Origin of the sequence: Cellulosimicrobium sp. 22598 (genome assembly GCF_052044445.1) — a bacterium.
Classification (GTDB): domain Bacteria; phylum Actinomycetota; class Actinomycetes; order Actinomycetales; family Cellulomonadaceae; genus Cellulosimicrobium; species Cellulosimicrobium cellulans_G.
The window spans coordinates 13,258-36,977 of sequence record NZ_JBQEMZ010000026.1 but is presented as its reverse complement, the minus strand read 5'-3'; the positions used below and the strand labels follow the sequence as shown (position 1 = coordinate 36,977).

General features: G+C 73.0%; 19 protein-coding genes. 11 read left to right on the top strand and 8 right to left on the bottom strand.

Annotation, left to right across the window (positions count from 1 at the left end; genetic code table 11):
• Positions 1 to 56 precede the first annotated feature (56 nt).
• Complete coding sequence (locus tag ACTJIY_RS19570; RefSeq protein WP_440675210.1) at positions 57 to 2,087, bottom strand: protein kinase domain-containing protein; 2,031 nt, start codon at positions 2,085 to 2,087, stop codon at positions 57 to 59.
• A gap of 93 nt (positions 2,088 to 2,180) precedes the next feature.
• Between ACTJIY_RS19570 and ACTJIY_RS19565 the strand changes: the two genes are divergently transcribed.
• On the top strand, positions 2,181 to 2,606 hold the full coding sequence (locus ACTJIY_RS19565) for an Rv2175c family DNA-binding protein (protein WP_353709082.1): 426 nt from the start codon (positions 2,181 to 2,183) through the stop codon (positions 2,604 to 2,606).
• A gap of 42 nt (positions 2,607 to 2,648) precedes the next feature.
• Here the strand turns inward: ACTJIY_RS19565 and ACTJIY_RS19560 are convergent, their stop codons facing one another.
• Both ACTJIY_RS19560 and ACTJIY_RS19555 read right to left on the bottom strand, forming a co-directional pair.
• Positions 2,649 to 3,827 carry a polyprenyl synthetase family protein gene (locus ACTJIY_RS19560; RefSeq protein WP_353709083.1) on the bottom strand — a complete coding sequence of 393 codons (1,179 nt, stop codon included), beginning with the start codon at positions 3,825 to 3,827 and terminating at the stop codon, positions 2,649 to 2,651.
• A gap of 55 nt (positions 3,828 to 3,882) precedes the next feature.
• The gene (locus ACTJIY_RS19555) at positions 3,883 to 4,455 is read right to left on the bottom strand and encodes a hypothetical protein (protein ID WP_253050011.1); all 573 of its coding nucleotides are present in this window, start codon (positions 4,453 to 4,455) and stop codon (positions 3,883 to 3,885) included.
• 152 nt (positions 4,456 to 4,607) lie between these two features.
• Here ACTJIY_RS19555 and ACTJIY_RS19550 point away from each other — a divergent pair, with 152 nt between their 5' ends.
• The 3 genes from ACTJIY_RS19550 (at position 4,608) to ACTJIY_RS19540 (ending at position 8,113) form a co-directional block, all read left to right on the top strand.
• Entirely contained in the window at positions 4,608 to 5,783 is a 1,176-nt protein-coding gene (locus tag ACTJIY_RS19550; RefSeq protein WP_440675209.1) for a DUF4192 domain-containing protein, read from the top strand.
• Between the two features lie 95 nt (positions 5,784 to 5,878).
• Entirely contained in the window at positions 5,879 to 6,277 is a 399-nt protein-coding gene (locus ACTJIY_RS19545; RefSeq protein ID WP_440675208.1) for a universal stress protein, read from the top strand.
• Between the two features lie 270 nt (positions 6,278 to 6,547).
• A complete protein-coding gene (locus tag ACTJIY_RS19540; RefSeq protein WP_440675207.1) occupies positions 6,548 to 8,113 on the top strand; it encodes an RNA polymerase sigma factor in 1,566 nt (521 codons plus the stop codon).
• 183 nt (positions 8,114 to 8,296) lie between these two features.
• On the opposite strand, the gene ACTJIY_RS19535 is transcribed toward ACTJIY_RS19540, so the two are convergent.
• Positions 8,297 to 8,509: a DUF7455 domain-containing protein gene (locus ACTJIY_RS19535; RefSeq protein ID WP_021479923.1), complete on the bottom strand. Its 213-nt coding sequence runs from the start codon at positions 8,507 to 8,509 to the stop codon at positions 8,297 to 8,299.
• Between the two features lie 144 nt (positions 8,510 to 8,653).
• Between ACTJIY_RS19535 and ACTJIY_RS19530 the strand changes: the two genes are divergently transcribed.
• The 5 genes from ACTJIY_RS19530 to ACTJIY_RS19510 all read left to right on the top strand — a co-directional run bounded on the left by ACTJIY_RS19530 (position 8,654) and on the right by ACTJIY_RS19510 (position 12,980).
• A complete protein-coding gene (locus ACTJIY_RS19530; RefSeq protein ID WP_253049999.1) occupies positions 8,654 to 10,783 on the top strand; it encodes a DNA gyrase/topoisomerase IV subunit B in 2,130 nt (709 codons plus the stop codon).
• 2 nt (positions 10,784 to 10,785) lie between these two features.
• Entirely contained in the window at positions 10,786 to 11,430 is a 645-nt protein-coding gene (locus ACTJIY_RS19525; protein WP_440675206.1) for a cation transporter, read from the top strand.
• A gap of 64 nt (positions 11,431 to 11,494) precedes the next feature.
• Complete coding sequence (locus ACTJIY_RS19520; protein ID WP_353709086.1) at positions 11,495 to 11,956, top strand: DUF4430 domain-containing protein; 462 nt, start codon at positions 11,495 to 11,497, stop codon at positions 11,954 to 11,956.
• 20 nt (positions 11,957 to 11,976) lie between these two features.
• Positions 11,977 to 12,543, top strand: a complete 567-nt coding sequence (locus ACTJIY_RS19515; RefSeq protein WP_440675205.1) for a DUF6580 family putative transport protein — start codon at positions 11,977 to 11,979, stop codon at positions 12,541 to 12,543.
• 68 nt (positions 12,544 to 12,611) lie between these two features.
• Complete coding sequence (locus ACTJIY_RS19510) at positions 12,612 to 12,980, top strand: DUF2200 domain-containing protein (protein ID WP_253049988.1); 369 nt, start codon at positions 12,612 to 12,614, stop codon at positions 12,978 to 12,980.
• Positions 12,981 to 12,994: 14 nt separating this feature from the next.
• On the opposite strand, the gene ACTJIY_RS19505 is transcribed toward ACTJIY_RS19510, so the two are convergent.
• From ACTJIY_RS19505 to ACTJIY_RS19495, 3 genes are all read right to left on the bottom strand, one after another.
• Positions 12,995 to 13,435, bottom strand: coding sequence for a VOC family protein (locus ACTJIY_RS19505; RefSeq protein ID WP_439158995.1), 441 nt, complete (start codon positions 13,433 to 13,435; stop codon positions 12,995 to 12,997).
• A gap of 112 nt (positions 13,436 to 13,547) precedes the next feature.
• Complete coding sequence (locus ACTJIY_RS19500) at positions 13,548 to 14,195, bottom strand: dihydrofolate reductase family protein (RefSeq protein WP_440675204.1); 648 nt, start codon at positions 14,193 to 14,195, stop codon at positions 13,548 to 13,550.
• Between the two features lie 134 nt (positions 14,196 to 14,329).
• On the bottom strand, positions 14,330 to 15,607 hold the full coding sequence (locus ACTJIY_RS19495; protein ID WP_440675203.1) for an inositol-3-phosphate synthase: 1,278 nt from the start codon (positions 15,605 to 15,607) through the stop codon (positions 14,330 to 14,332).
• Positions 15,608 to 15,919: 312 nt separating this feature from the next.
• Here ACTJIY_RS19495 and ACTJIY_RS19490 point away from each other — a divergent pair, with 312 nt between their 5' ends.
• Together ACTJIY_RS19490 and ACTJIY_RS19485 are read left to right on the top strand one after the other, a co-directional pair.
• Positions 15,920 to 17,008 (top strand): sugar phosphate isomerase/epimerase family protein, encoded by a 1,089-nt coding sequence (locus ACTJIY_RS19490; protein WP_440675202.1) that lies wholly within the window; start codon positions 15,920 to 15,922, stop codon positions 17,006 to 17,008.
• A gap of 283 nt (positions 17,009 to 17,291) precedes the next feature.
• A complete protein-coding gene (locus ACTJIY_RS19485; RefSeq protein ID WP_440675201.1) occupies positions 17,292 to 19,994 on the top strand; it encodes a PKD domain-containing protein in 2,703 nt (900 codons plus the stop codon).
• A gap of 78 nt (positions 19,995 to 20,072) precedes the next feature.
• Here the strand turns inward: ACTJIY_RS19485 and metH are convergent, their stop codons facing one another.
• On the bottom strand, positions 20,073 to 23,666 hold the full coding sequence (metH, locus tag ACTJIY_RS19480; protein ID WP_440675200.1) for a methionine synthase: 3,594 nt from the start codon (positions 23,664 to 23,666) through the stop codon (positions 20,073 to 20,075).
• Positions 23,667 to 23,720: the final 54 nt, after the last annotated feature.

Sequence of the window (23,720 nt, the reverse complement as noted above, 5' to 3'; positions counted from 1 at the left end):
GTTGTGCCCCTCCCCGCTTTCGGAATGGCCCACAGCCACATGCTGGGGAGTCGACGTCAGAAGACGTTGATGACGATCGTCGAGCCCTTCGGGGCGGTGCGGCCGTCGCCGCCCGGAGGGTCCTGGGCGTAGACGATGTTGAGAGGGCTGATGCCCTGCGGGTGCCGGACCTCGACCGTGAACCCCGCGTCGGTGAGCGCCTTCTCGGCGGCCTTGACGTTCATCGAGTAGGTGTTGGGCACCTCGACGAGCGGCGGCCCGAGCGACACGACGACGTTCACCGTGTCCGTCCGGTGCGCGTCGGTGCCCTGCTCGGGGTCCTGGCGGATCACGAGGCCCGCGGCGACGGACTCCGAGTACTCCTCGGTGACCGCGGGCACGAGGCCCTGGTCCTCCAGGGCCTGGACCGCGGCGTCCTTCGGGGAGCCCGTGACCTGCGGCACGACGACGGGCGCGGGCCCGGACGAGACGGTGAGCACCACCGGCACGTCGTGCCGGATCGTGGCGCCCTCCTCGATGACGTTGCCGTCGGGGTCCTTCACGGCCATGACCTGGCCCGACGGCACCTCGTCGTGCGGCGTGAGGACGGGGTCGCCGAGCGTCAGGTCGGCGCCCTCGATCGCGGCGGTCGCCTCCTCCTGCGTCGCGCCCACGAGGCCGGTCGGCACGGTGAGCATCCGCACGCCCTTCGACACGACGAGCTGCACGCTGCCGTCCTTGCGCACGTCCTCGCCGGACGCCGGGTCGGTCGCCACGACGGCGCCCTCCGGCACGGCGTCGTCGTAGCGCTCCTCGACCGTGTGGTCGAGGCCCGCCCCGTCGAGGATCGCGGCGGCCTCGGTCCGGGACGCCTCGACGAGCCCGCCGGGGACCTGCGTGTACGCGCCGGGCCCGGAGGAGAACCACCAGGCCGCGCCGCCGCCGGCCCCCGCGAGGACGAGCAGGACGACGAGCGACCAGACGACCGCCCGGCCTCGCCCGCGGCGTCGCGCCGTGACCGGGGGAGCGGGAGGTGGCGGCGGGCCCGGCCGCGTCGTCGGGGCGACGACGTGCCCGACGGTGAGCGGCTCGGTGAGGCCGGCGGCCTCGCGGTCCTGCAGGCTGAGCGCGGCGAGGGGCGCGGTCGCCGCGGACCGGTGCTCCGTCGTCGGGCCGGACCCGGGGGCCTCGGCCGGGGGGCCGTCGACGGCCGCGCCCGCGGGCGGGTCGACGCGCCGCCCGAGGTCGGCCGGGTCGAGCGCCGCGCGGGTCGAGCGCACGAGCGCGAGCGCGGCGCCGGCGTCGGCCGGGCGGTCGGCGGGGTCGCGCGCGGCGAGGGCGCACAGCAGGTCGTCGACCTCGGGCGGGATCCACGGGGCGACGTCCGAGGGCGGCGGCACGTCGTTGTTGACGTGCTGGAACGCGACCTGGATGGGAGTCGTGCCGGTGTGCGGGACCGTGCCCAGCAGCATCTCGTACGCGAGGATGCCCACGGCGTAGACGTCGGTCCGTGCGTCGCACGCGCCCGTCGCGATGAGCTCGGGGGAGAGGTAGGCGACGGTCCCGAGGATGGTGCCGGTCGTCGTCGCCGTGACCTCGTTGACCGCGCGCGCGAGCCCGAAGTCCGTGACCTTGAGCCGGCCCTCGGCGTCGACGAGCACGTTCTCCGGCTTGATGTCGCGGTGCACGAGACCGGCGCGGTGGGCGGCGGCGAGCGCGTCGAGGACGTCCTCGAGCACGTCGAGCGTGCGGCCCAGCGGCAGCGTGCGCTCCGTGAGCATCGCGCGGCGCAGGTTCGAGCCCGCCACGTACTCCATCGTGAGGTAGCTCGTGTCGCCGTCGAGCCCCTGGTCGTACACGGCGACGAGCCCCGGGTGCGTGAGGCGGGCCGCCGCGCGCGCCTCGCGGCGGAAGCGCGAGACGAAGTCGGCGCCGGACGCGCCCTCGGCGAGGTGGGCGTGCATGACCTTGAGCGCGACCTCGCGCTCGAGCCGGCGGTCGACGGCCAGGTACACCGTCGCCATGCCGCCTCGCGCGATGCGCGAGACGACCTCGTACCGCCCGTCGACCAGGCGGCCGACGAGGGGATCGGTCGTCACGGTGGCCACGGGAGAGAGTCTAGGTGGCCCGACGTCGCGATCCGGTGAGCGCGGGCGCGCACGGCGTGGGTGTCGTGTGGAGGCACGCCGTAGGCTTGCCCGGTGACCGACCGTGACCCCAGCCCCCGCCCGACCCTCGACGACCTGGTCGGCGAGTGGCTGACCCTGCCCGACGTCGCCGAGGCGCTCGGCACCGACGTCGGCAAGGTGCGCCGCATCGTGCAGGAGCGCCGCGTCGTCGGCGTGAAGCGCGGCGAGCGCACGACGTTCCAGATCCCGGCCCGCTTCCTCGTGCCGCTGCACCTCGTCGACCCGGCGAACGCGGGCCGTCCGGACGAGAGCGGGCGGGTGGGCGTCCTGTCGAGCCTGCAGGGCACGATCGTCGTGCTCACCGACGCCGGGTTCGACGACGCCGAGATCCTCGAGTGGCTGTTCAGCCCGAACGACGAGCTGGGTGAGCCCCCGTTCGACACGCTCCTGAGCGGGCACAAGGCGCGGGTGCGCCGCGTCGCGCAGTCCGAGCTCTGACCCGCTCGCCCGACCGGCCCGTCGGAGCCGCTCGGCCTCGCGTCAGGCGGTCCGCTCGACGGCGGCCCGCGCGAGCAGCCCGAGCATCGTGGCCCCGGGCTCGGCGAGCCCGGCGTCGGCGAGGGCCGACGACGCACGGTCGGTGAGCTCGGCGATGAGCGACTCCACGGCGTCGCGCGCGCCGGTCTCGACGAGCACGGCGCGCAGGTCCTCGACCGTGCTCGCGTCGAGGTCAGGGTCGCCCAGGTGCGTGAGCAGGAGGTCGCGCTGCGCGGGCGTCGCGGCGGCGAGCGCGCGCACGACGAGCACCGTGCGCTTGCCCTCGCGCAGGTCGTCGCCCGCGGGCTTGCCCGTGACGCGCGCGTCCCCGAACACGCCGAGCACGTCGTCGCGGAGCTGGAACGCCTCGCCCACGGGCAGCCCGAACGCGCTCGTCGCGGCGACGGCGTCCTCGTCGGCCCCGGCGAGCGCCGCGCCGAGCGCGATGGGGTGCTCCACGCTGTAGCGCGCCGACTTCGACCGGATCACGGCCCGCGCGCGCTCCTCGTCGGCCGCGGGGTCGTCGCCCCAGGGCAGCACCTGCGCCTGCACGTCGAGGTACTGCCCGACGATCACCTCGGTCTGCATGCGACCGAAGACGACGCGCGAGCGGGTCGCGACGTCGGCGGGGAGGGCGTCGAGCGCGTCGCCCAGCTCGCGGTGGCTCGCGATGAGCGCGAGGTCGCCGAGCAGGATCGCCGTGTTCTCGCCGTAGCGGTCGGCGTCGCCGGACCAGCCGAGCCCGCGGTGCCGCGCCCCGAACGCACGGTGCGCGGTCGGCCGCCCGCGCCGGGTGTCGGAGGCGTCCATGACGTCGTCGTGGAAGAGCGCAGCGGCCTGGAACAGCTCGAGCGCCGCGCCCGCGCGGAGCGCGACCTCGCGGTGCGGGCCGTCCGGGTCGCCGCCATGTGCGCGCCAGGACCAGTAGCAGAAGGCCGCCCGGAGGCGCTTGCCACCGGCGAGCAGCTCGTCCGTCGCGTCGGCGAGGGGGTCGGCGTCGGGGTGCGTGGAGGAGAGCTCCTCGCGCAGCGCCGCGGTCGAGACGTGCAGGGCCTCGTCGACCCCGGCGCGGACGCCCTCCCGGTCGACGAGCGCGCTCGGGCTCGGGTCGGTGACGCTCCGAGGGGCCCCCGGGTCGAGGGGCTCGGGCGAGGACGAGGTCGGCAGCGACGGGTTCGGCACGGGGGCAGCCTATGCGGTGCGGCACCTCGGCGGCGTCGTCCCACGGTCGGACCCGTCAGCCGGCCGCGACCTGCCCGCTGATCGTCACCAGCCGCTCGGTCTCGTCGTCGAACACGCCGACGGCCAGCGACTCGGTGGGGGACTCGGGGGCCGGCGTCCGGACGAACGTCGTGAGCGAGGTGAGCGCGCTCGGGACGCTCGAGGGCGACACCGCGAACCCGGCGGCGCCGAGCGCCTCGGTGTAGTAGGCGGTGAGCACGTCGACGGGCTCGTCCGAGCGCAGGTTGAGGGTGACGTCGACCAGCGTGCCGTCCTCGGACGGCCGGGCCGAGCTCGCGAGCACCTGGGCGCCCGCGGGGACCGTGACGAGCTCGGCCGGGAAACCCTCCACGAGGTCTCCGACGGCGGAGTCCGCGTCGTAGCGGGGCAGCGGCGTGCCGGCGTCCCCCGCAGCCTCCTCGGCGGGGGACGCGGGCGTGCCACGGGGCCCGGCGGCCCCCTGGACGTCGTCCGGGCCCGCCTGGCAGCCGGCGAGCGCCGTGCCGAGCAGCGCCACGGCGAGGACGACGGCGGCCGCGTGGACGGACGGGGCCGCTCGCCGCGCGCGGGCTCGGGTTCGTGGTGGCACGCGCACACCGTAGTCACCCGGGCGTCTGCGAGCCACCACCGGCCTCGGGGGTGGACCACAGGCGGAGCGCGGGGTCGGGTCCGGGCCCCGGGCGTCCACAGCCGTCCGCCCGCCCGCCCCGCGCGCCGTCGGGACGGGCTGGGATGGGCGTCATGACCACCCTGATCCGGGCCCAGGGCCCGCGCGAGCTCCTCGCCTACGTCCCCTACCGGCTCGGCTACCGACCCCAGGACAGCGTCGTCCTCGTCGGGCTGCGACCGCCGCGCGGTCGGGTCGGCCTCGTCGTCCGGGTCGACGTCGCCGACCTCGCCGACCTGGAGCACGGCCCGCAGCTCGCGCGCTCCGTCGTCGGCCACCTCGCCGCCGACGGCGCGCAGCGGGTCGTCCTCGTCGTGTACACGGGAGCGCCGCTGCGGTCCGGCGGCGTCGGGACCGCCGTCGTGAGGGCCGCCGTCGAGCGCTGCCGGGAGGCCGTCGAGCCGGAGCACGGTCCGGTGGACGTCTGGGTCGTGTCGCCGAGCGGCTGGTACGCGCTCGACTGCGCCGAGGACGAGTGCTGCCCGCCGGGCGGGCGCCCGCTGCGCGAGCTCGAGTCCAGCGAGGTGGGTGCGCACATGGTGCTCGCCGGGGCCGCGCTCGCGGACTCGCGCGAGGAGGCGCTGCGGATCCCGCGCGCGGGCGCCGACGCGCGGCGGCGTGCGGCGCGCGCGGCCCGCCGGGTTCGGGACCGCGCCCGCGAGGGCGGTCCTCCCGGCGCCGGGGCCGACCCCGACGCCGTCGCCCGCCGCGTCGAGAGCCTGGCCGAGTGGCGTGCGGCGGTCGCCCGCGCGACCGCGCACGAGCAGGGGCGTGCCGAGAGCGGGGCCCGGGGCGCGGGGACCGGTGCAGGGCTGCCTCCGGCCACGGTCCTCGGCCGGCTCGCGGCCGGGCTCGAGGCGGTCCCGGTGCGTGACGCCGTGCTCGTCTCGCTCGTGCCCGGGACGGGCGACCTCGCGGACCGCACGGTCCGCGGCGGCGACGTCGACGCCGGGACGGCGCGCGCGATCGCGTCGATCGTCGACCCGGCGGCGGGGCTGGCGCCGGACCCGGACGTGACCGGTCCCGCCCGCGCCGTGCTCGAGGCGGTCGTGGCCCACGCGCCGCGCGGGAGCACGGCCCCGGCGCTCACGCTCCTCGCGCTCGTCGCCTGGTGGCACGGGGACGGCGGCAGGGCGGGACGCCGGCTCGACGAGGCGCTCGCGGAGGACCCGACGTACCGGCTCGCCCTCCTGCTGTCGAGCGCGCTCGACGCCGGGGTCGCGCCGGGCTGGATCCGCGCCGACGTGTGAGCCGCGGCGCGCGGGTTCGGGTAGGTTCGACCGCAACACGACCTGCGGTCGCCGCCCGCGGCCGACCGCGCCCACGATCCGTTCCCGGAGGACACATGAGCGTCGTCGTCGCGCACCTGAGCACGCCCGAGGGTCGTGAGGCTCTCGACAGCGCGGCCACCGAGGCGGTCCGGCGCGGCACCGATCTCGTGGTCGTCGTCACGGAGGCGTCGACCTCGACGCCCGAGCTCGTCGCGGCGCACGAGGACGACCTGCGTCGGGTCGAGGAGCGGCTCGCGGGGACGGGGACGACGCTGCTGCGCGAGCAGGGGACGTCCGACCTCGCCGAGGACCTCGTGAGCGCCGCCGAGCGGGCCTCCGCGGACCTCATCGTCATCGGCCTGCGCCGCCGCAGCCCGGTCGGCAAGCTCATCCTCGGGTCGAACGCGCAGCGCATCCTGCTCGACGCGCCCTGCCCGGTGCTGGCCGTCAAGCCCGAGCGCGCGGGGGCCTGAGCAGGGAATCTTCGGGGGTACCTGGCCGTTGTACAGGCCAGGACCCGGGTGTCGAACGTCGCCGAGACGTGGTGTGCGGGCCGCCGCGAGGCGGTCAGGTCCGACCTCACCTCGTGTCGCGGCGTCCGGTGCACGGATCGCCGGTACAATATAGGTATCCGCCAGAGCCCGACGACTCACCGTGAGAGTCCACGAGAAGCCCGCACTTCACGGTTCACGTCCCCGCTCCGGCGGCCCTACCGCCCCCCATGATTGCCGAAAGGTCGGTTTGTGGCGCCCTCAACCCCGATTTCCGCACTCCCGCGAGAGTTCGAGCACCCCGCCCTGCAGGAGCTCCTGCGGCGCGGCAGCGCGAACGGTCGCGTCGACGCCGAGAGCTTCCGCACCGCGTGCGAGCAGGCCGCCGTCAACGACGCCAAGCGGCTGAAGGCGGTCTTCCGCGCGCTCGCGGGCGCCGGCGTCGAGGTCGACATCCCGACCACGACCAAGGTCGCCGCGGCGGCGTCCCCGCGCAGCACGACGACGGCGCGCACCAAGCCCGCGGCGGCGAAGTCCGCGTCGACGACCAAGCGCACGACGACCACCACCAAGGCCGCCCCGGCCGCCGAGGGCGACGCGGCTGAGGCCGCCCCGTCCACCGGCCCGGCGAAGCCCGCGGCGCGCAAGACCGCGGCGAAGGCTCCGGCCAAGGCGAAGGCGGCCCCCGCGCGCGCCAAGAAGAAGGACGACGACGAGGACGACGTCGAGGTCGAGGTCGAGGACCTCGAGATCGACGTGATCGAGGACGAGGAGGACGCGGCCGCGGACACGGGTGCGAAGAAGCCCGCCGCCGGTGCCGCGACCGAGGAGCCCGAGGAGACGGGCTTCGTCGTGTCGGACGCCGACGAGGACGACGCGCCGGTCCAGCAGGTCGTGACCGCGGGTGCGACGGCCGACCCGGTCAAGGACTACCTCAAGCAGATCGGCAAGGTCGCGCTGCTGAACGCGGAGCAGGAGGTCGAGCTCGCGAAGCGGATCGAGGCCGGCCTGTTCGCGGAGGAGAAGCTCGCGGCCGAGGGCGACGACCTGGACCGCAAGCTCAAGCGTGAGCTGCAGTGGATCGCGCACGACGGCAAGCGGGCGAAGAACCACCTGCTGGAGGCGAACCTGCGTCTGGTGGTGTCGCTGGCCAAGCGGTACACGGGTCGCGGCATGCTGTTCCTGGACCTGATCCAGGAGGGCAACCTCGGTCTGATCCGTGCGGTCGAGAAGTTCGACTACACCAAGGGCTACAAGTTCTCGACGTACGCGACGTGGTGGATCCGGCAGGCGATCACGCGCGCGATGGCGGACCAGGCGCGCACGATCCGTATCCCGGTGCACATGGTCGAGGTCATCAACAAGCTCGCGCGCGTGCAGCGTCAGATGCTGCAGGACCTGGGTCGTGAGCCCACGCCCGAGGAGCTCGCCAAGGAGCTCGACATGACCCCGGAGAAGGTCGTCGAGGTCCAGAAGTACGGCCGCGAGCCGATCTCGCTGCACACCCCGCTCGGCGAGGACGGCGACAGCGAGTTCGGTGACCTCATCGAGGACTCCGAGGCCATCGTCCCGGCCGACGCCGTGAGCTTCACGCTCCTGCAGGAGCAGCTCCACCAGGTGCTCGACACGCTCAGCGAGCGCGAGGCGGGCGTCGTCTCGATGCGGTTCGGCCTCTCGGACGGCCAGCCCAAGACGCTCGACGAGATCGGCAAGGTCTACGGCGTGACGCGTGAGCGCATCCGTCAGATCGAGTCGAAGACCATGTCGAAGCTGCGCCACCCGAGCCGCTCGCAGGTGCTGCGCGACTACCTCGACTGACGCGTCGCGGCGGGCGGCCGGTGCGCACCACCGGCCGCCCGCCGTCGTCGCACGACGAAGGCCCCGAGGAGATCTCCTCGGGGCCTTCGTCGTGTCTGAGGTCGTGCCGCCGGGACCGGGCGGTGGAGCCGGTCCCCGCGGTGGTGCGCTCCTGGCGCGGGACGGTGCTCGGCGGAGGGCGCGTCAGCGCGCGCCGTGCTCCGCGAGCAGCTTGTCGGTCTCGTCCTGGATGGACGTCGCGAGGTCGGTGTAGGCATCCGCGTGCGCCCGCGCGTGGTGGCCGCAGAACAGCAGCTCGCCGCTCGGCAGGACCACACGGACGTACGCCTGGGCCCCGCAGCGGTCGCAGCGGTCGGCCGCGGTCAGCGGTTCGGTGGTGGTCGTCGTAGCAGTCACGTGAACATCAAACCATCTGCTCCCGAGGATTCGTCCCGCCGGGGCCCGGGGTTCGCTACCCGCGAAGCGGAGCCGCGTCGTCGCGCAGCGGCCTCGCGGCGGGGGAGCGCAACGGTGTGGGCGCGCTCGTCTAGGCTTGCCGCCGTGACGACCACCTCCGCTGAGTCCAGCTACACCGCTCGGCACCTGTCCGTGCTCGAGGGCCTCGAGGCCGTGCGCAAGCGCCCGGGCATGTACATCGGCACGACCGACTCGCGCGGTCTCATGCACTGCCTCTGGGAGATCATCGACAACTCGGTCGACGAGGCGCTCGCGGGGAACTGCTCGAAGATCCGGGTGGTGCTGCACGCCGACTCGTCCGTGACGGTCGAGGACGACGGTCGCGGCATCCCCGTGGACATCGAGCCCAAGACCGGGCTGTCCGGCGTCGAGGTCGTGTTCACCAAGCTCCACGCGGGCGGCAAGTTCGGCGGCGGGTCGTACACCGCGTCGGGCGGTCTGCACGGCGTCGGGGCGTCCGTCGTCAACGCGCTGTCCGCGCGCCTGGACGTCGAGGTCGACCGCGGCGGCAAGACGCACCGCATGACCTTCCACCGCGGCGAGCCGGGCGTCTTCACGGACCCGAAGGCGGGACCGACGCCGGACGCCCCGTTCGAGCCGTTCGTCTCCGGGTCGGAGCTCGCCGTCGTCGGCAAGACGAAGCGCGGCGTCACGGGCACGCGCGTGCGCTACTGGGCCGACCGCCAGATCTTCCTCAAGACCGCCGTCTTCTCCTACGACGAGCTCGTCACGCGCGTGCGCCAGACGACGTTCCTCGTCCCCGGCCTCGAGATCACCGTGCGCGACGAGCGCGGCGTCCCGGGCACGCCGGGGGAGGACGGGCCGCACGAGGAGACGTTCGTGCACACGGGTGGGTCGGTCGACTTCGTCGACTTCCTGGCGCCGGACACGCCCGTCACCGCGACCTGGCACCTCACGGGCTCGGGGTCGTTCACGGAGACCGTCCCGGTGCTCGACGACCGCGGCCACATGACGCCGCAGGCGGTCCAGCGCGACTGCGAGGTCGACGTCGCGCTGCGCTGGGGCACGGGGTACGAGACCGAGGTCCGCAGCTTCGTCAACATCATCGCCACGCCCAAGGGCGGCTCCCACCTCGGCGGGTTCGAGCAGGGCCTGCTCAAGGTGCTGCGCAAGGCGGTCGAGACGAACGCGCGCCGCCTCAAGGTCTCGACGAAGGACGCGTCCGAGCGCATCGAGAAGGACGACGTCCTCGCCGGCCTGACCGCCGTCGTCACCGTCCGCCTCGCGGAGCCGCAGTTCGAGGGCCAGACGAAGGAGGTCCTCGGCACCGCGCCCGTGCGCGGCATCGTGTCGCGCGTGGTGGAGAAGGAGCTGAACGCCCTCCTCACGTCGACCAAGCGCGACGAGAAGACGCAGGCCGCGCTGCTGCTCGACAAGGTCGTGGCGGAGATGCGCGCGCGCATCACCGCGCGCAAGCAGAAGGAGATCTCGCGGCGTAAGAACGCGCTCGAGACGTCGTCCCTCCCGGCCAAGCTCGTCGACTGCCGCAGCGACGACGTCGAGCGCAGCGAGCTGTTCATCGTCGAGGGCGACAGCGCGCTCGGCACCGCGCGCCTCGCGCGCAGCTCCGACTTCCAGGCGCTCCTGCCCATCCGCGGCAAGATCCTCAACGTGCAGAAGGCGTCCGTGAGCGACATGCTGCGCAACGCCGAGTGCACCGCGATCATCCAGGTGCTCGGCGCCGGGTCGGGGCGGTCGTTCGACCTCGAGGCCGCGCGCTACGGCAAGATCGTGCTCATGACGGACGCCGACGTCGACGGCGCCCACATCCGCACCCTGCTGCTCACGCTCTTCTACCGCTACATGAAGCCGCTCGTCGAGGCGGGCCGCGTCTTCGCTGCCGTGCCGCCGCTGCACCGGATCGAGGTCATCGGTGCCGGGCGCCGCAAGAACGAGTACATCTACACGTACTCCGAGGCCGAGCTCGCCGCGACCCTCAAGAAGCTCGACAAGGCCGGGCGCCGCTACAAGGACGACATCCAGCGGTACAAGGGCCTGGGGGAGATGGACGCCGACCAGCTCGCCGAGACGACGATGGACCCCCGCCACCGCACGCTGCGTCGCGTCACGGCCGAGCACGCCGAGGCCGCGGAGCGCGTGTTCGAGCTGCTCATGGGCAGCGACGTCGCGCCGCGCAAGGAGTTCATCGTCGCCGGCGCGGCCGAACTGGACCACGCGCGTATCGACGTCTGACGATGACCGACGGGCAGGACGCGCGTCGGGCGGGCGACCCCGACCTCGTCCGCCTGCTACGGCGCACCGTCCTGCTGGTCGCGGGGCTCAACCTCGCGTACTTCGTCGTCGAGCTCACGGTCGCGCTCGCGGCGGGTTCGGTCTCGCTGCTCGCCGACAGCGTGGACTTCCTCGAGGACACGGCGATCAACCTGCTCATCGCCGTCGCGCTGGGCTTCCCGCTCGCGCGGCGCGCGGTCCTGGGCAAGGTCATGGCGCTGCTCATCCTCGGTCCTGCCCTCTTCGCGGCCTGGGAGGCGGTGCAGCGCTTCGGCGACCCGACGGCGCCCCACGTCGTGCCGCTCGTCCTCGCCTCGCTCGGGGCGATCGTCGTCAACGGCGTGTGCGCGTGGCTCCTGGTGCGGGTGCGGCACCACGGCGGTTCGCTCAGCCGGGCGGCGTTCCTGTCGGCGCGCAACGACGTGCTCGTCAACGTCGCCGTCATCGCGATGGGGCTCGTGACCGCGTGGACCGGCTCCGGCTGGCCGGACCTCGTGCTCGGGTGCGGGATCATCCTCCTCGCGTTCCACTCCGCCTACGAGGTCTGGGAGGTCAGCGAGGAGGAGCGGCTGGCCGCCAAGGCCGTCGCGGGCGAGGAGATCGGGTGACGGTGCGTCGTCCGACTGGCGGGCGTCCGGGCGCGGGTCGGCGCAGGCTCCGTACGCTGGCGTCGTGACCCTCCGAACCCTCCGCGACGCCGCCGCGCGCCCGCTCACCGCCCTGACCGCCGTCCTGCTCGCCGCGGGCCTGCTGGCCGGGTGCTCCTCCACCGACGAGCCGGCCGCCGACGCCGCGTCGCCGTCCACGTCGACCGCGAGCGAGGAGACGAGCGCCCCGGCCGACGACGCGACGGACGAGGCGTCCGACGACGCCGAGGACGCGCCCGAGCTCTCGTACGAGGGGCGCGCGGGCACGACCGCGCTCGACCTGCTGCTCGAGGCGGACCCGTCCGCCCAGGTGACCGGCGAGGGCGAGAACGCGTTCGTCACGGCGATCGACGGCGTCGCGGCCGACCCGGACAGCGAGTTCTGGGCGCTGTACGTGAACGGCGAGATGGCTACCGTGGGAGCAGGATCCCTCGAGACCGAGGACGGGGACGAGATCACGTGGAAGCTCGAGACGTTCACCTCGTGACGGGTTCGCAGGCCTTGACGGTGACTCGCTGGTGGCGCCCGGCGCTCGTCGTGGCGCTCGCGGCGCTGGCCGTGGTCTGGCGCCTCGTGCGTGCCGACCTGGGCGCGCCCGCCAACCTCGAGCTCGTCACGGCCGCGACGTTCGCGGCGACGCTCCTGCTGCGCTCGCGCTGGGCGTTCGTCGTGCCGCTCGCCGTGACGGTCGTGTCCGACGTCGTGCTCGGCAACACCGCGATCGCGCTCTTCACGTGGAGCGCCTGGCTCGTCGTCGGGCTGGGCTCGCTGCTCGCGCGGAACACGACCGGCTGGCGCCGCGTCGGCGCGGGAGCCGCGTTCGGTGTCGCGGGCTCGCTGTGGTTCTTCGCGTGGACCAACCTCGGCGTCTGGTTCCAGGGGCGTGGCATCTGGTACCCGGCGTCCGTGGACGGGCTCGTCGCGAGCTACGTCGCGGGTCTGCCGTTCCTGCGCACGATGCTGCTGGGCAACCTCGTGCTCGTGCCGCTGGTCGCGGCGGGCACGCTGCTCGTGGACCGGATCGAGGCCTCGCACGCGATGGTCGCGGTCCGTCCGGCGGGAGCCGCGGGGTAGCGTGAACCGTGCCGGACGGCCGCCCGGGCCGGGCGGCGACGGACCCTGGCGGGCATGAGGAGGCAGCCATGGCGCGACACCGCATCTTCGGGATCAGCTTCGCGAGCGTCTACCCGCTCTACGTGACCAAGGTGGAGCGCAAGGGGCGCACGACGGACGAGCTCGACCAGGTCATCGCCTGGCTCACCGGCTACGACGACGCCGGGCTCGCGGCGGCGATCTCGGACGAGATCACGCTCGAGGAGTTCTTCGACCGGGCACCGTCGATGAACCCGAACGCCTCGCTCATCACCGGGGTGATCTGCGGCGTCCGCGTCGAGGAGATCGACGACCCGCTCATGCAGAAGATCCGCTACCTCGACAAGCTCGTCGACGAGGTAGCGCGAGGGAAGAAGATGACCTCGATCCTCCGCGGGGAGACCGCGGCCGCCTCGTAGCGGCCGGCGGGTTCTCAGTCGAGCTGCTCCGCGATCCCCACGATGACGCCGCCCGGTCCGCGCAGGTAGCAGAGCCGGTAGACGCCCTCGTACTCGACGATCTCTCCCATCACCGCGCCGCCGTGGGGCCCGAGGCGCCGCACCGTGTCGTCGATGTCGTCGACGGCGAACATCACGCGGTGCAGGCCCAGCACGTTCGGCGGGGCCGTGCCCAGGCCGAGGTCGAGCGGCGCGGGCGCGTGGTACCGGGTGAGCTCGAGGCGCCCGTGCCCGTCGGGGACGCGCATCATCGCGATCTCCGACCGCAGGCCGTCGAGCCCGACGACGCGCTCGGCCCACCGCCCCTCGATCGTCATCCGGTTCTCGAGCTCCATCCCGAGCTCGGCGAAGAACGCGACGGCCGCGTCGAGGTCGTCGACGACGACCGCCACGTTGTCGAGTCGCTGGATCGTCATGGGCACGTCTCCTGAGGTCGGGTTCCTGGGTGCGGACTCGTAGGTCCGGGGTGCATGGGCTGCGAGCCGCCGGGCGCCGACGGGCTTTCGTGCCCGACGACGCTCTCCTGGATCAGGCGTCCTGCCCGACGCCGCGTCCCGGCTCGCTCATGTCGCCCGTCCCGGGTGTGCCGGCGGCGAGGCCGTAGCGCAGCAGGACGGTCCCGTTGGGGCTGGGTGCGGGCGGCTCGAGGAGGGTGAGGTTGGTGGGGACGGCGCCGCCGTCGAACACGGTCTTGCCCGTGGCGAGCACGATGGGGTGCACCCACAGGTCGAGGCGGTCGAACAGCCTCTCCCGCAGCAGCGTCTGCACCAGGTCGAGGCTGCCGACGACCTTGACGTGCTCGTGGCGGTCGCGCACCTCGCGCACCGCGGCGGGCAGGTCCGGTCCGAGCAGCGTCGACCCGGCCCACGGAAGGTCCGGCGTGCCGCGCGACGCGACGTACTTGGGGATGCGGTTGAACAGGGCGGCGAAGTCGTCGTCCTGGCCGCCCTCCTGGAACGGCCAGTACGACGCGAAGATGTCGTACGTCCGCCGCCCGAGCAGCAGCGCGTCCGCGCCCTCGTACGCCGCGGCGATCTGCGCGCCCGCGACGTCGTCGATCAGCGGTGCCTGCCAGCCGCCGAACGCAAACCCTCCCTCCGGGTCCTCCTCCGGCCCGCCGGGCGCCTGCCCGACGAGGTCGAGGGTCGTGAACAGCTCGATCTCGATCGATCCCATGGCCCGCTCCGTCGTGATCGCGTGGTTCGTGTCGAGGGGTAGACCTCGTGCTCAGCGAGAAGTCATCGCGGAGGCGACGCTCCGTGCCGCAGCCCGGCGCGACTGGTCGGACGGCACCCGAGGCCGTCGCCGTGTCACACGCCGGTCCGCGACGCGACGAGCGCGCCGAGCCGGCCGGCCCACGCGTGCAGGTCGCGAGCCTGCGCGGCAGCGTCGTGCGTGTCGGAGGCCCACGGCTCCTTGAAGAAGAACCCGAGCTCGGGCACCGGCCCCGCGATCCTTGCGGCGTGCGCGAGGGCGAGGAGGCGGGTGAGGTCGAGCACGTACGGCGCCGCGAGCATCGAGTCGAACGCGCTCCAGGTCGTCTGCAGGGTCAAGCGGGTGCCGAGGAAGCCCTCGACGTGCACGTGGTCCCACGCGACCTTGATGTCGCCGAGGTCGGGCACGTTGTCGATGTGCAGCGGGGTGACGTCGGAGCCGGTGAGGTCCCGGAGGCCGCGCGACTTCGTCGCGAGCTTGCTGCGGACGTTCTGCGGGTCGGCCAGGGTGGCGCCGTCGCCGCCACCGAGCAGGTTGGTCCCGGCCCAGGAGAGCACCCGGAGGCCGCGGGCCGTGAACGCGGGCGCCAGGACGGTCCGCAGCCAGGTCTGACCCGTCTTGCCGTCCTGGCCGGCGACGGGCAGGCCGGCCTGCGTAGCCAGCCGGGTCAGCGCGGGGATCGCCATGCCCGCCGACGGCGTGAAGGCGGCGTACGGCGCGCCCGCGAGCACGGCGGCGTACGCGGTCACCGACGACGGGGGCAGGACCGTGCGAGCGGGCTCGGCGAGCGCCGCGAGCAGCGCGTCGACGTCGTCGTGCTCGGGCCGTGGCTCGATCGGCGGCTCGGTCGAGGCCAGGTCGACGACCACGACCCGGGCCAGGGCGTGCCGGTCGCGGAACGCGAGGACGTCCGCCGCGAGCCGTTCGGCCACCTCGAGCTGGGAGCCGTCGTGCCCCTGCGGGTCGTAGCCGGGCCGCACCTCGGCGTCGGCGGCCTCCAGGGCGCTACGTGCCGTCGACAGCAGAGACGGGGCGATCATCCCGGCGCCGACCAAGGCCTCGGCTCGCTCGACCATCGGGCAAGGAGAGAGGTCGTGCCCGCCGACGACGAGGTCGCCGAACCCGGGCAGCGGCACGTCGTCGAACTCCGGCTGCGCGGTCACGCACCCGGTCGGTGCCGCGTGGCCCTGGGCGAGCACGGCGAGCCCGAGCGTCGCCGTCGTCGCCACCGAACCGCGCGCTCCCACGAGCCACAGTCCTGTCCGCTCCGTCGGCGCGGCGTGGCCGGGGATCCCGGTGGACGGCGTGAGGTCGCGAGCGGCGCGATCGCGCATCGGCGCGCCCGGTGGGGTGAACGGCTGGGCAGTGGTCACGTCGAGAGTCGACCTCGGCGCTCGGTGCGCGGGCAAGGAGTTGCCGTCGGTTGCCGAGTTGCCGTCAGTTGCCGCGCAGGTCGCGGCAACAGTGCGGTTCCGGGGCCCAGGGGCAACAAGTGGCAACTCGTTGTTGCCGTCCCGGGGGCGACCTAGCGTCGGGGTCACGCGCACTGCGCAGCCACGGGACGCACGTCCTGAGCAGGCATTCCTCAACGGAGAGGCAGACTGATGGCACTCGCAACATCCCCTCGCGCCGGTAGACGCCGGAGCCGGCGAGCTCGGCTCGTTGCCGCCGCGACCGGAGCGTTCGTGCTCCCCCTCGTCGCGTCGGGCGCGCATGCGGCGACGGAGTCGGACGCGTGCACGTACGGCTACTCGGCGGACTCGAGCGTGTTCTTCGGAGACGGCGCTGCAGCATCCGGGGTCGCGAACGTCGATCGTGGCGACGGGTGCACGCTGATGGACGTCTTCATGGCCGAGGCGCCGTTCGCCAACCACGGCCAGTTCGTCAGCACGATCGGACGCATCGCCACCGAGCAGGTACGCAACGGCGTCATCTCCGACGCCGAGCGTGCCGCGATCGTCTCGGCAGCGGCCGCGTCCGAGGTCGGGCGACCGCATCCCGTGACCGGGACACGCTCCGTCGACCTGAGCCGGATCGGCCTCGTCGGCTACACCGTCCGTGCCACGATGCCGTCGGACGCCGAGGGCACCCTGGCGGCCCTGGCCGAGTGCGGCTTCCAGAACATGGAACCGTCGGGCGCCGTCGGCGGCTTCTACGGCTACACGGCCGCCCAGCTCGCGCCGCTCACCGAGTCTGCGGGCATCGCGGTGCCGTCGCTCGGTGTCAGTCAGGCGAACCTCGAGAACGACATCGACGGCGTGATCGCCGAGGCGCAGGCCATCGGTGCCGAGTACGTGCGCATCTCCGGCTCGGGTCGGTGGACCCTCGCGGACTACTCCCGGACCGCGGCCGTGCTGAACGAGGCCGGCGCGCAGCTCAAGGAGGCCGGCATCACGGTCGCGTACCACAACCACGGCTTCGAGTTCCAGACCGAGGAGAACGGGGTGACCGGCTACGACGTCCTGGTCCGCGAGACCGACCCCGAGCTCGTGACCATGGAGCTCGACGTTTACTGGGCGGCCAGCGTCGGGGTCGACACGGTCGGTCTCTTCGAGACCTACCCCGGCCGGTTCGGGCTGCTCCACCTCAAGGACATCGCTCCTGACGGCTCCTTCGCCGACGTCGGGTCGGGCACCATCGACTTCGCCGAGATCTTCGCGAACGCGTCCCTGGCGGGCGTCGAGTACGCGTTCACCGAGAACGACCAGCCACGCCCCGACGGCGTGACGTCGGCGTGCACGAGCCTTGCGTACCTGACCGAGCTCCAGTACTGACCGACCGCTGCCGGCCCGCTCCCGCGGGCCGGCAGCCCACGGCACGGTCGCCATGCTGCGCCGAGTCTCGACCCCGCCACCAGACCCCACGAGCGGCCGAGTCTCGACCCACCACCAGACCCAGACCCCACGAGGGAACGAAGGAGCGGCCCGTCCGGACCGCCCCTGTGACGAAGGTGTGCCGTGCGCGGCCACAGCCGGTCGCGCCGAGGCACTCGACCACACGAGGGAGAGCTTGATGATGTCTGCGCAACACAGCAGAGCGTTGAGGGCGACGATCGGGATGATCGCCGCGATCGGCACCGTCGCTTCTGTCCCAGCCGCTCACGCGCACGAGGACGCACCCCCTCCTGCCGAGGTCGCGGACGACGTCTTCGACAAGGTGCCGCTGGTCACCGAAGGCCTCGCCGACCCGTTCGAGCTCGACGTCGCCGAGGACGGGCGCGTGGTCTACATCCAGCGGACGGGACAGGTGAAGGTGCTCGAGCAGGACACGCTCCGCCAGTTCACCGCGCTCGACCTCGACTACGGCCTCGACCTGCTGACGCAGTCCGACGGTCTGCTCGGCCTGACGCTCGACAACGACTTCGTCGAGAACGGCTGGGTCTACCTCCTCTGGAGCGACCCCGACGTGGCCACGATGAATCTGTCGCGGTTCACCATGGGGCCCGACAACGTGATCGACCGAGGCTCCGAGAAGCGTCTGCTCGACTTCACGATCTGGCGCGGGGAGGGTCGCGCCAACTCGCACATGGCCGGCTCGCTCGCCATGGGCCCCGACGGGAACCTCTACGTCGCCACCGGTGACAACACCGACCCGTTCAACCAGCAGGGGTACACCCCGATCGACGAACGACCGGGCCGCCGCGCGTACGACGCCCAGGCGACGTCGGCGAACACCGACGACCTGCGCGGCAAGATCCTCCGGATCACGCCCCAGGACGACGGGACGTACACCGTCCCCGAGGGAAACCTCTTCCCGCCGGGGACGGAGAACACGAGGCCCGAGATCTACGGCATGGGCTTCCGCAACCCGTTCCGCATCACCGTCGATCCTGCGACCGGTGCCGTCCTGGTCGGTGACTACGGGCCCGACGCCCGGGTGGCGAACCCGCTGCGGGGTCCGGAAGGGCTGGTCGAGCTCGTCCGGATGACCGGACCGGGGAACCACGGGTGGCCGTACTGCCACGGGAACGACCAGCCGTACGTCGACTACGACTACGCGACCGGGGTGTCCGGCGAGCCGTTCGACTGCGCCCGCCCGGTCAACGACTCGCCCAACAACACCGGCCTCCGCGAGCTGCCCCCGACCCAGGAACCCCTGGTCTGGTACGGCTACGGGGTCTCGGAGCAGTTTCCCGAGCTCGGCTCGGGAGGCGCCGCGCCGATGGCCGGCCCGGTCTACCGCTACGACCCCGAGCTCGACGTGAAGACGAAGTTCCCGGAGTCCTACGACGGGCGGTGGTTCGTCTCGGAGTACGCGCGGCACTACTACAAGATGCTGTCGCTGGACGAGACGACGGGCGAGCTGCTCTCGATCGACCCGTTCCTGCCCGACGAGACGTTCGTCGCACCGTTCGAGGCGGAGTTCGGGCCCGACGGATCGCTGTACGTCATCGACTTCGGGCGAGGCAGCGGGGCGGGCCGGGGCAGCACCAACACGGACGCCGGCATCTACCGCATCGACTACGCAGCCGACGGTCGTCGCCCGGTGTCCCAGTTCACCTCCGACGTCGACTCGGGCACGGCGCCGCTGGCCGTCGCCTTCGACGGCAGCGCGAGCCAGAGCCCGGACGGGCTCGACATCACCTACGAGTGGGACTTCGAGAACGACGGCACCGTCGACTCGACGGAACGTGACCCCGTCCACACCTACACGGAGAACGGGCAGCACACCGCACGCCTGACCGTTACCGACACCGACGGGCTCAGCGGCGTCTCCGTCCAGAAGATCACGGTCGGCAACACCCGTCCCGAGGTGTCCTTCGCCCGGCCGCTCGCCGGCGGCTTCGCGGAGCTCGGCGACACGGTGCCGTACGCGGTCGACGTCGTGGACGCCGAGGACGGCTCGACGGCCGACGGGACGATCGACTGCAGCCTCGTCACGGTCGCGACCCAGCTCGGGCACAACGACCACGCGCATCCTCTCGACAACTACGAGGGATGCTCCGGCGAGGTCTTCCTCGACCCGGCCGACCACGGCGTGGGCCAGAACGTGTACGCGGTGCTCGGTGCCGGGTACCAGGACCTCGGTGCTCCGGGCGTCCCGGAGCTTGCCGCGCAGGAGATCATCCGCCTGCAGGTCCGCGACAAGGAGGCCGAGTTCTTCAGCAGGGGATCCGGGGTCCAGATCGTCGACGACGATGCCGCCCGGGGTGGACGGTGGGTCGATGGTTTCGACGACGGCGACTGGATCGCCTTCGATCGCGTGGACCTGACGGGCATCTCGGGCCTGACCGTCGGAGCCGTGCGTGGCGCCGCCGAGACCACGCTCGAGGTGCGCACAGGCAGCCCGACCGGGCCCAAGCTGGGGCAGGTCAAGATCGCCCCGGCGACCGCACCGGGCCAGGTGGTGTCGCCCACCATCGAGATCGACGCCAAGGGCGGGGAGACGTCCCTGTACGTGGTCGCCTCCAGCAAGGGCAGGGCCGACGCCGAGGCGGGCGTCGTGGCGCTCGACTGGCTGGTCTTCCACGGGCGCGGCGTCGCCGACGCGACGGCCCCGGTCGTCGAGGCGCAGGCGAGCCGCGGAGGCGGCCCCGCCGGCATCGCGGTCACGCTCAGCGGCTCCGCGGTCGCTCCGGAGGGTCGCACCATCGGGTCCTACGTCTGGGACTTCGGGGACGGGACGACGGCGGAGGGCGCCGAGGCGACCCACGTCTACACCCAGCCGGGCAGGTACACGGCCCGGCTGATCGCGACCGACAGCAGCGGCACCCGCGACTGGACGACGGTGGGGATCAACGTCGCGGCCACGTCGAAGTGACGCGGTAGCACCCACGGCCGGCCCGCTGGCACATCGCCGGCGGGCCGGCCGGCGGGCGCCCGAGACCTCGTGGCGCGGTCAGACGCTGAAGTACTTGGCCTCGGGGTGGTGGAACACGAACGCGTCGGTCGACTGCTCGGGGTGGAGCTGGAGCTCCGCGGAGAGCTCGACGCCTACGCGCTCGGGGCGCAGGAGCTCGACGATCTTGGTGCGGTCCTCCATGTCGGGACACGCGGGATAGCCGAGCGAGAAGCGCGCGCCCCGGTACTCGAGCTTGAACATGCCCTCGACCTCGGTCGGGTCCTCGTCGGCGAAGCCGAGCTCGGCGCGCACGCGCGAGTGCCACATCTCCGCCAGCGCCTCGGTGAGCTGCACCGACAGCCCGTGCAGCTCCATGTACTCGCGGTAGTGGTTCCCCGCGAAGAGCTTCGCGGTGTGCTGGTCGACGCTCGCGCCCATGGTGACGAGCTGGACGGGCAGCACGTCGTACCGGCCGGTCTCCTCGACCCACGACCGCGGCTTGACGAAGTCGGCGAGGCACAGGTGTCGGTCGCGGCGCTGGCGCGGGAACGTGAAGCGCAACCGCTCGGTCCCGGGCTCTCCGCCCGACCCGCCGTCGGGCGCGCCGATCCCCGCGAGCCCGGCGCCGTGGTGCGCGACGACGACGTCGTCGCCCTCCGACCACACCGGGAAGTACCCGTACACGACCGACGGGTCGACGACGCCGTCGGTGCGGATCCGCTCGTACCAGGCGTTGAGCCGCGGGCGGCCCTCGGTCTCGACGAGCTCCTCGTAGGACGCCCCGTCGTCTCCCCGGCCCGGCTTGAGGCCCCACTGGCCCATGAACGTCGCGCGCTCGTCGAGGAACGCCGCGTACTCGGCGAGCTGGACGCCCTTGACGAGGCGCGTGCCCCAGAACGGGGGAGCGGGCACCGGGTTGTCGGCCGCGACGTCGGACCGCGCGGGCAGGTCCTCGACGGGCGTCTCGGTCACGGTGACCACGGCGTGCCGGCGCTTCTTCAGCGCGGGCAGCCCGACGGCGTCGGGCGACTCGCCGCGCGCGACGCGCACGAGCGGCTCCATGAGGCGCAGGCCCTCGAACGCGTCGCGCGCGTACCGGACGACGCCCGGGAACTGGCCCGCGAGGTCGTCCTCGACGTACGTGCGCGTGAGCGCCGCGCCACCGAGCAGGACCGGCCAGCGGCCGGCGAGCCCGCGCGACGTGAGCTCCGCGAGGTTCTCCTTCATCACGACGGTGGACTTCACGAGCAGGCCGGACATGCCGATGACGTCGGCGTCGTGCTCCTCGGCTGCCTCGATCATCGCGGAGATCGGCTGCTTGATGCCGATGTTCACGACCGTGTAGCCGTTGTTGGTGAGGATGATGTCGACGAGGTTCTTGCCGATGTCGTGCACGTCGCCGCGCACGGTCGCGAGCACGATCGTGCCCTTGGACCCGGTCGAGCCCTCGATCTTCTCCATGTGCGGCTCGAGGTAGGCGACCGCCGTCTTCATGACCTCGGCGGACTGCAGCACGAACGGGAGCTGCATCTCACCGCGCCCGAACAGGTCGCCCACGACCTTCATGCCCTCGAGCAGGTGGTCGTTGACGATGTCGAGCGCCTTGAGCCCGGACGCCATCGCGGTGTCGAGGTCCTCCTCGAGGCCCTTGCGCGCGCCGTCGACGATCCGCCGCTCGAGCCGCTCGCCGACCGGCAGCGCGGCGAGCTCCGCCGCGCGCTGGTCCTTGAGCGCCGCGGAGTCCACGCCCTCGAACAGCTCGAGCAGCCGGGCGAGCGGGTCGTGCACGAGGTTCCCCTCGTCGTCGTACCCCCGCCGGTCCCACACGAGGTCGAGCGCGGCCTCGCGCTGCTCGGCGGGGATCTGCGCGAGGGGGAGGATCTTCGCGGCGTGCACGATCGCGGAGTCCAGTCCGGCTTCGACGGCCTCGTGGAGGAACACCGAGTTGAGCACCGTGCGCGCCGCGGGGTTGAGGCCGAACGACACGTTCGACACCCCGAGCGTCGTGTGGATGCCGGGGTAGCGGCGCGTGATCTCGCGGATCGCCTCGATCGTCTCGATGGCGTCGCGGCGGGTCTCCTCCTGGCCCGTGGCGATGGGGAACGTCAGCGCGTCGACGATGATGTCGTCCACGCGCATGCCCCAGTCGCGCGTGAGCGTCTCGACGAGCCGGGTCGCGATCTCCACCTTGCCCGACGCGGTGCGCGCCTGGCCCTCCTCGTCGATCGTCAGCGCGACGACGGCTGCCCCGTGCTCGACGACGTGCGGCATGATCCGCGCGAACCGCGACGTCGGGCCGTCGCCGTCCTCGAAGTTCACCGAGTTCACGACGGCGCGCCCGCCCACGAGCTCGAGTCCCGCGGCGATGACCTCCGGCTCGGTCGAGTCGATGACGAGGGGCAGCGTGGACGCGCTGGCGAGGCGCGACACGACCTCGCGCACGTCCGCGACGCCGTCGCGCCCCACGTAGTCGATGCAGACGTCGAGCAGGTGCGCCCCGTCACGCGTCTGGGCGCGCGCGATCTCGACGCACTCGTCCCAGTTCTCTGCGAGCATCGCCTCGCGGAACGCCTTGGAGCCGTTCGCGTTCGTGCGCTCGCCGATCGCGAGGAACGACGCGTCCTGGTGCAGGTCCGTGTGCGAGTACAGGCTCGCGACGCCGTTCTCCCGCTCCGGGTGCCGCTCGACGACCGGCCGCGCGCGCACCGCCTCGACGACGCGGCGCAGGTGTTCGGGCGTCGTGCCGCAGCAGCCGCCCACGAGGCCCAGGCCGAACTCGGTGACGAACTGGGTGTGCGCGGTCGCGAGCTCGTCCGGCGTCAGCGGGTACGTCGCGCCGTTCGGGCCGAGCACCGGCAGCCCCGCGTTGGGCATGCACGTCACCGGGATCTCCGCGTGCCGCGACAGGTGCCGCAGGTGCTCGCTCATCTCGGCCGGGCCGGTCGCGCAGTTGAGGCCGATCGCGTCGACGCCGAGCGCCTGGAGCGTCGTGAGCGCGGCCCCGATCTCGGAGCCCATGAGCATCGTGCCCGTCGTCTCGACCGTCACCTGGACGATGACGGGGACCTCGCGCCCGACGTCGCGCATGGCGTTCCGCGATCCCGTCACCGCGGCCTTGGCCTGGAGCAGGTCCTGGCTCGTCTCGACGAGGATCGCGTCGACCCCGCCCTCCAGGAGGCCCGCGGCCTGCTCGGCGAACGTGTCGCGCAGGTGCGCGTACGTCGTGTGCCCGAGGCTCGGCAGCTTGGTCCCCGGCCCCATCGAGCCGAGCACCCAGCGCGGCTGCTCGTCGGTCGCGAACGCGTCGGCCCGTTCGCGCGCGATCCTCGCCCCGGCCGCGGCGAGCTCGCGGATCCGGTCGTCGATGTCGTAGTCCGACAGGTTGGACCAGTTGGCGCCGAACGTGTTCGTCTCGATCGCGTCGACCCCGACCTCGAGGTACGCGTCGTGCACCGCCGCGATGATGTCCGGGCGCGAGACGTTGAGGATCTCGTTGCAGCCCTCGAGGCCCTGGTAGTCCTCGAGCGTCGGGTCCTGCTCCTGGATCATCGTGCCCATCGCGCCGTCGGCCACGACGACGCGCGTGCGCAGCGCGTCGGCAAGGGCCCGGGAACGGGCGTCGGCGAGGTCCTGGGGTACGACGATCGGCATGCTACGCAGCGTAGATCGCGCCTGCTCGGTCGTGGGGACCCGTCTCAGCGGACC

Coding starts and splice junctions, on each gene's coding strand:
- ACTJIY_RS19510 (WP_253049988.1), top strand. CDS start 12,612: ATGGCGCGACACCGCATCTTCGGGATCAGCTTCGCGAGCGTCTACCCG.
- ACTJIY_RS19545 (WP_440675208.1), top strand. CDS start 5,879: ATGAGCGTCGTCGTCGCGCACCTGAGCACGCCCGAGGGTCGTGAGGCT.
- ACTJIY_RS19485 (WP_440675201.1), top strand. CDS start 17,292: ATGATCGCCGCGATCGGCACCGTCGCTTCTGTCCCAGCCGCTCACGCG.
- ACTJIY_RS19550 (WP_440675209.1), top strand. CDS start 4,608: ATGACCACCCTGATCCGGGCCCAGGGCCCGCGCGAGCTCCTCGCCTAC.
- ACTJIY_RS19505 (WP_439158995.1), bottom strand. CDS start 13,435: ATGACGATCCAGCGACTCGACAACGTGGCGGTCGTCGTCGACGACCTC.
- ACTJIY_RS19500 (WP_440675204.1), bottom strand. CDS start 14,195: ATGGGATCGATCGAGATCGAGCTGTTCACGACCCTCGACCTCGTCGGG.
- ACTJIY_RS19525 (WP_440675206.1), top strand. CDS start 10,786: ATGACCGACGGGCAGGACGCGCGTCGGGCGGGCGACCCCGACCTCGTC.
- metH (WP_440675200.1), bottom strand. CDS start 23,666: ATGCCGATCGTCGTACCCCAGGACCTCGCCGACGCCCGTTCCCGGGCC.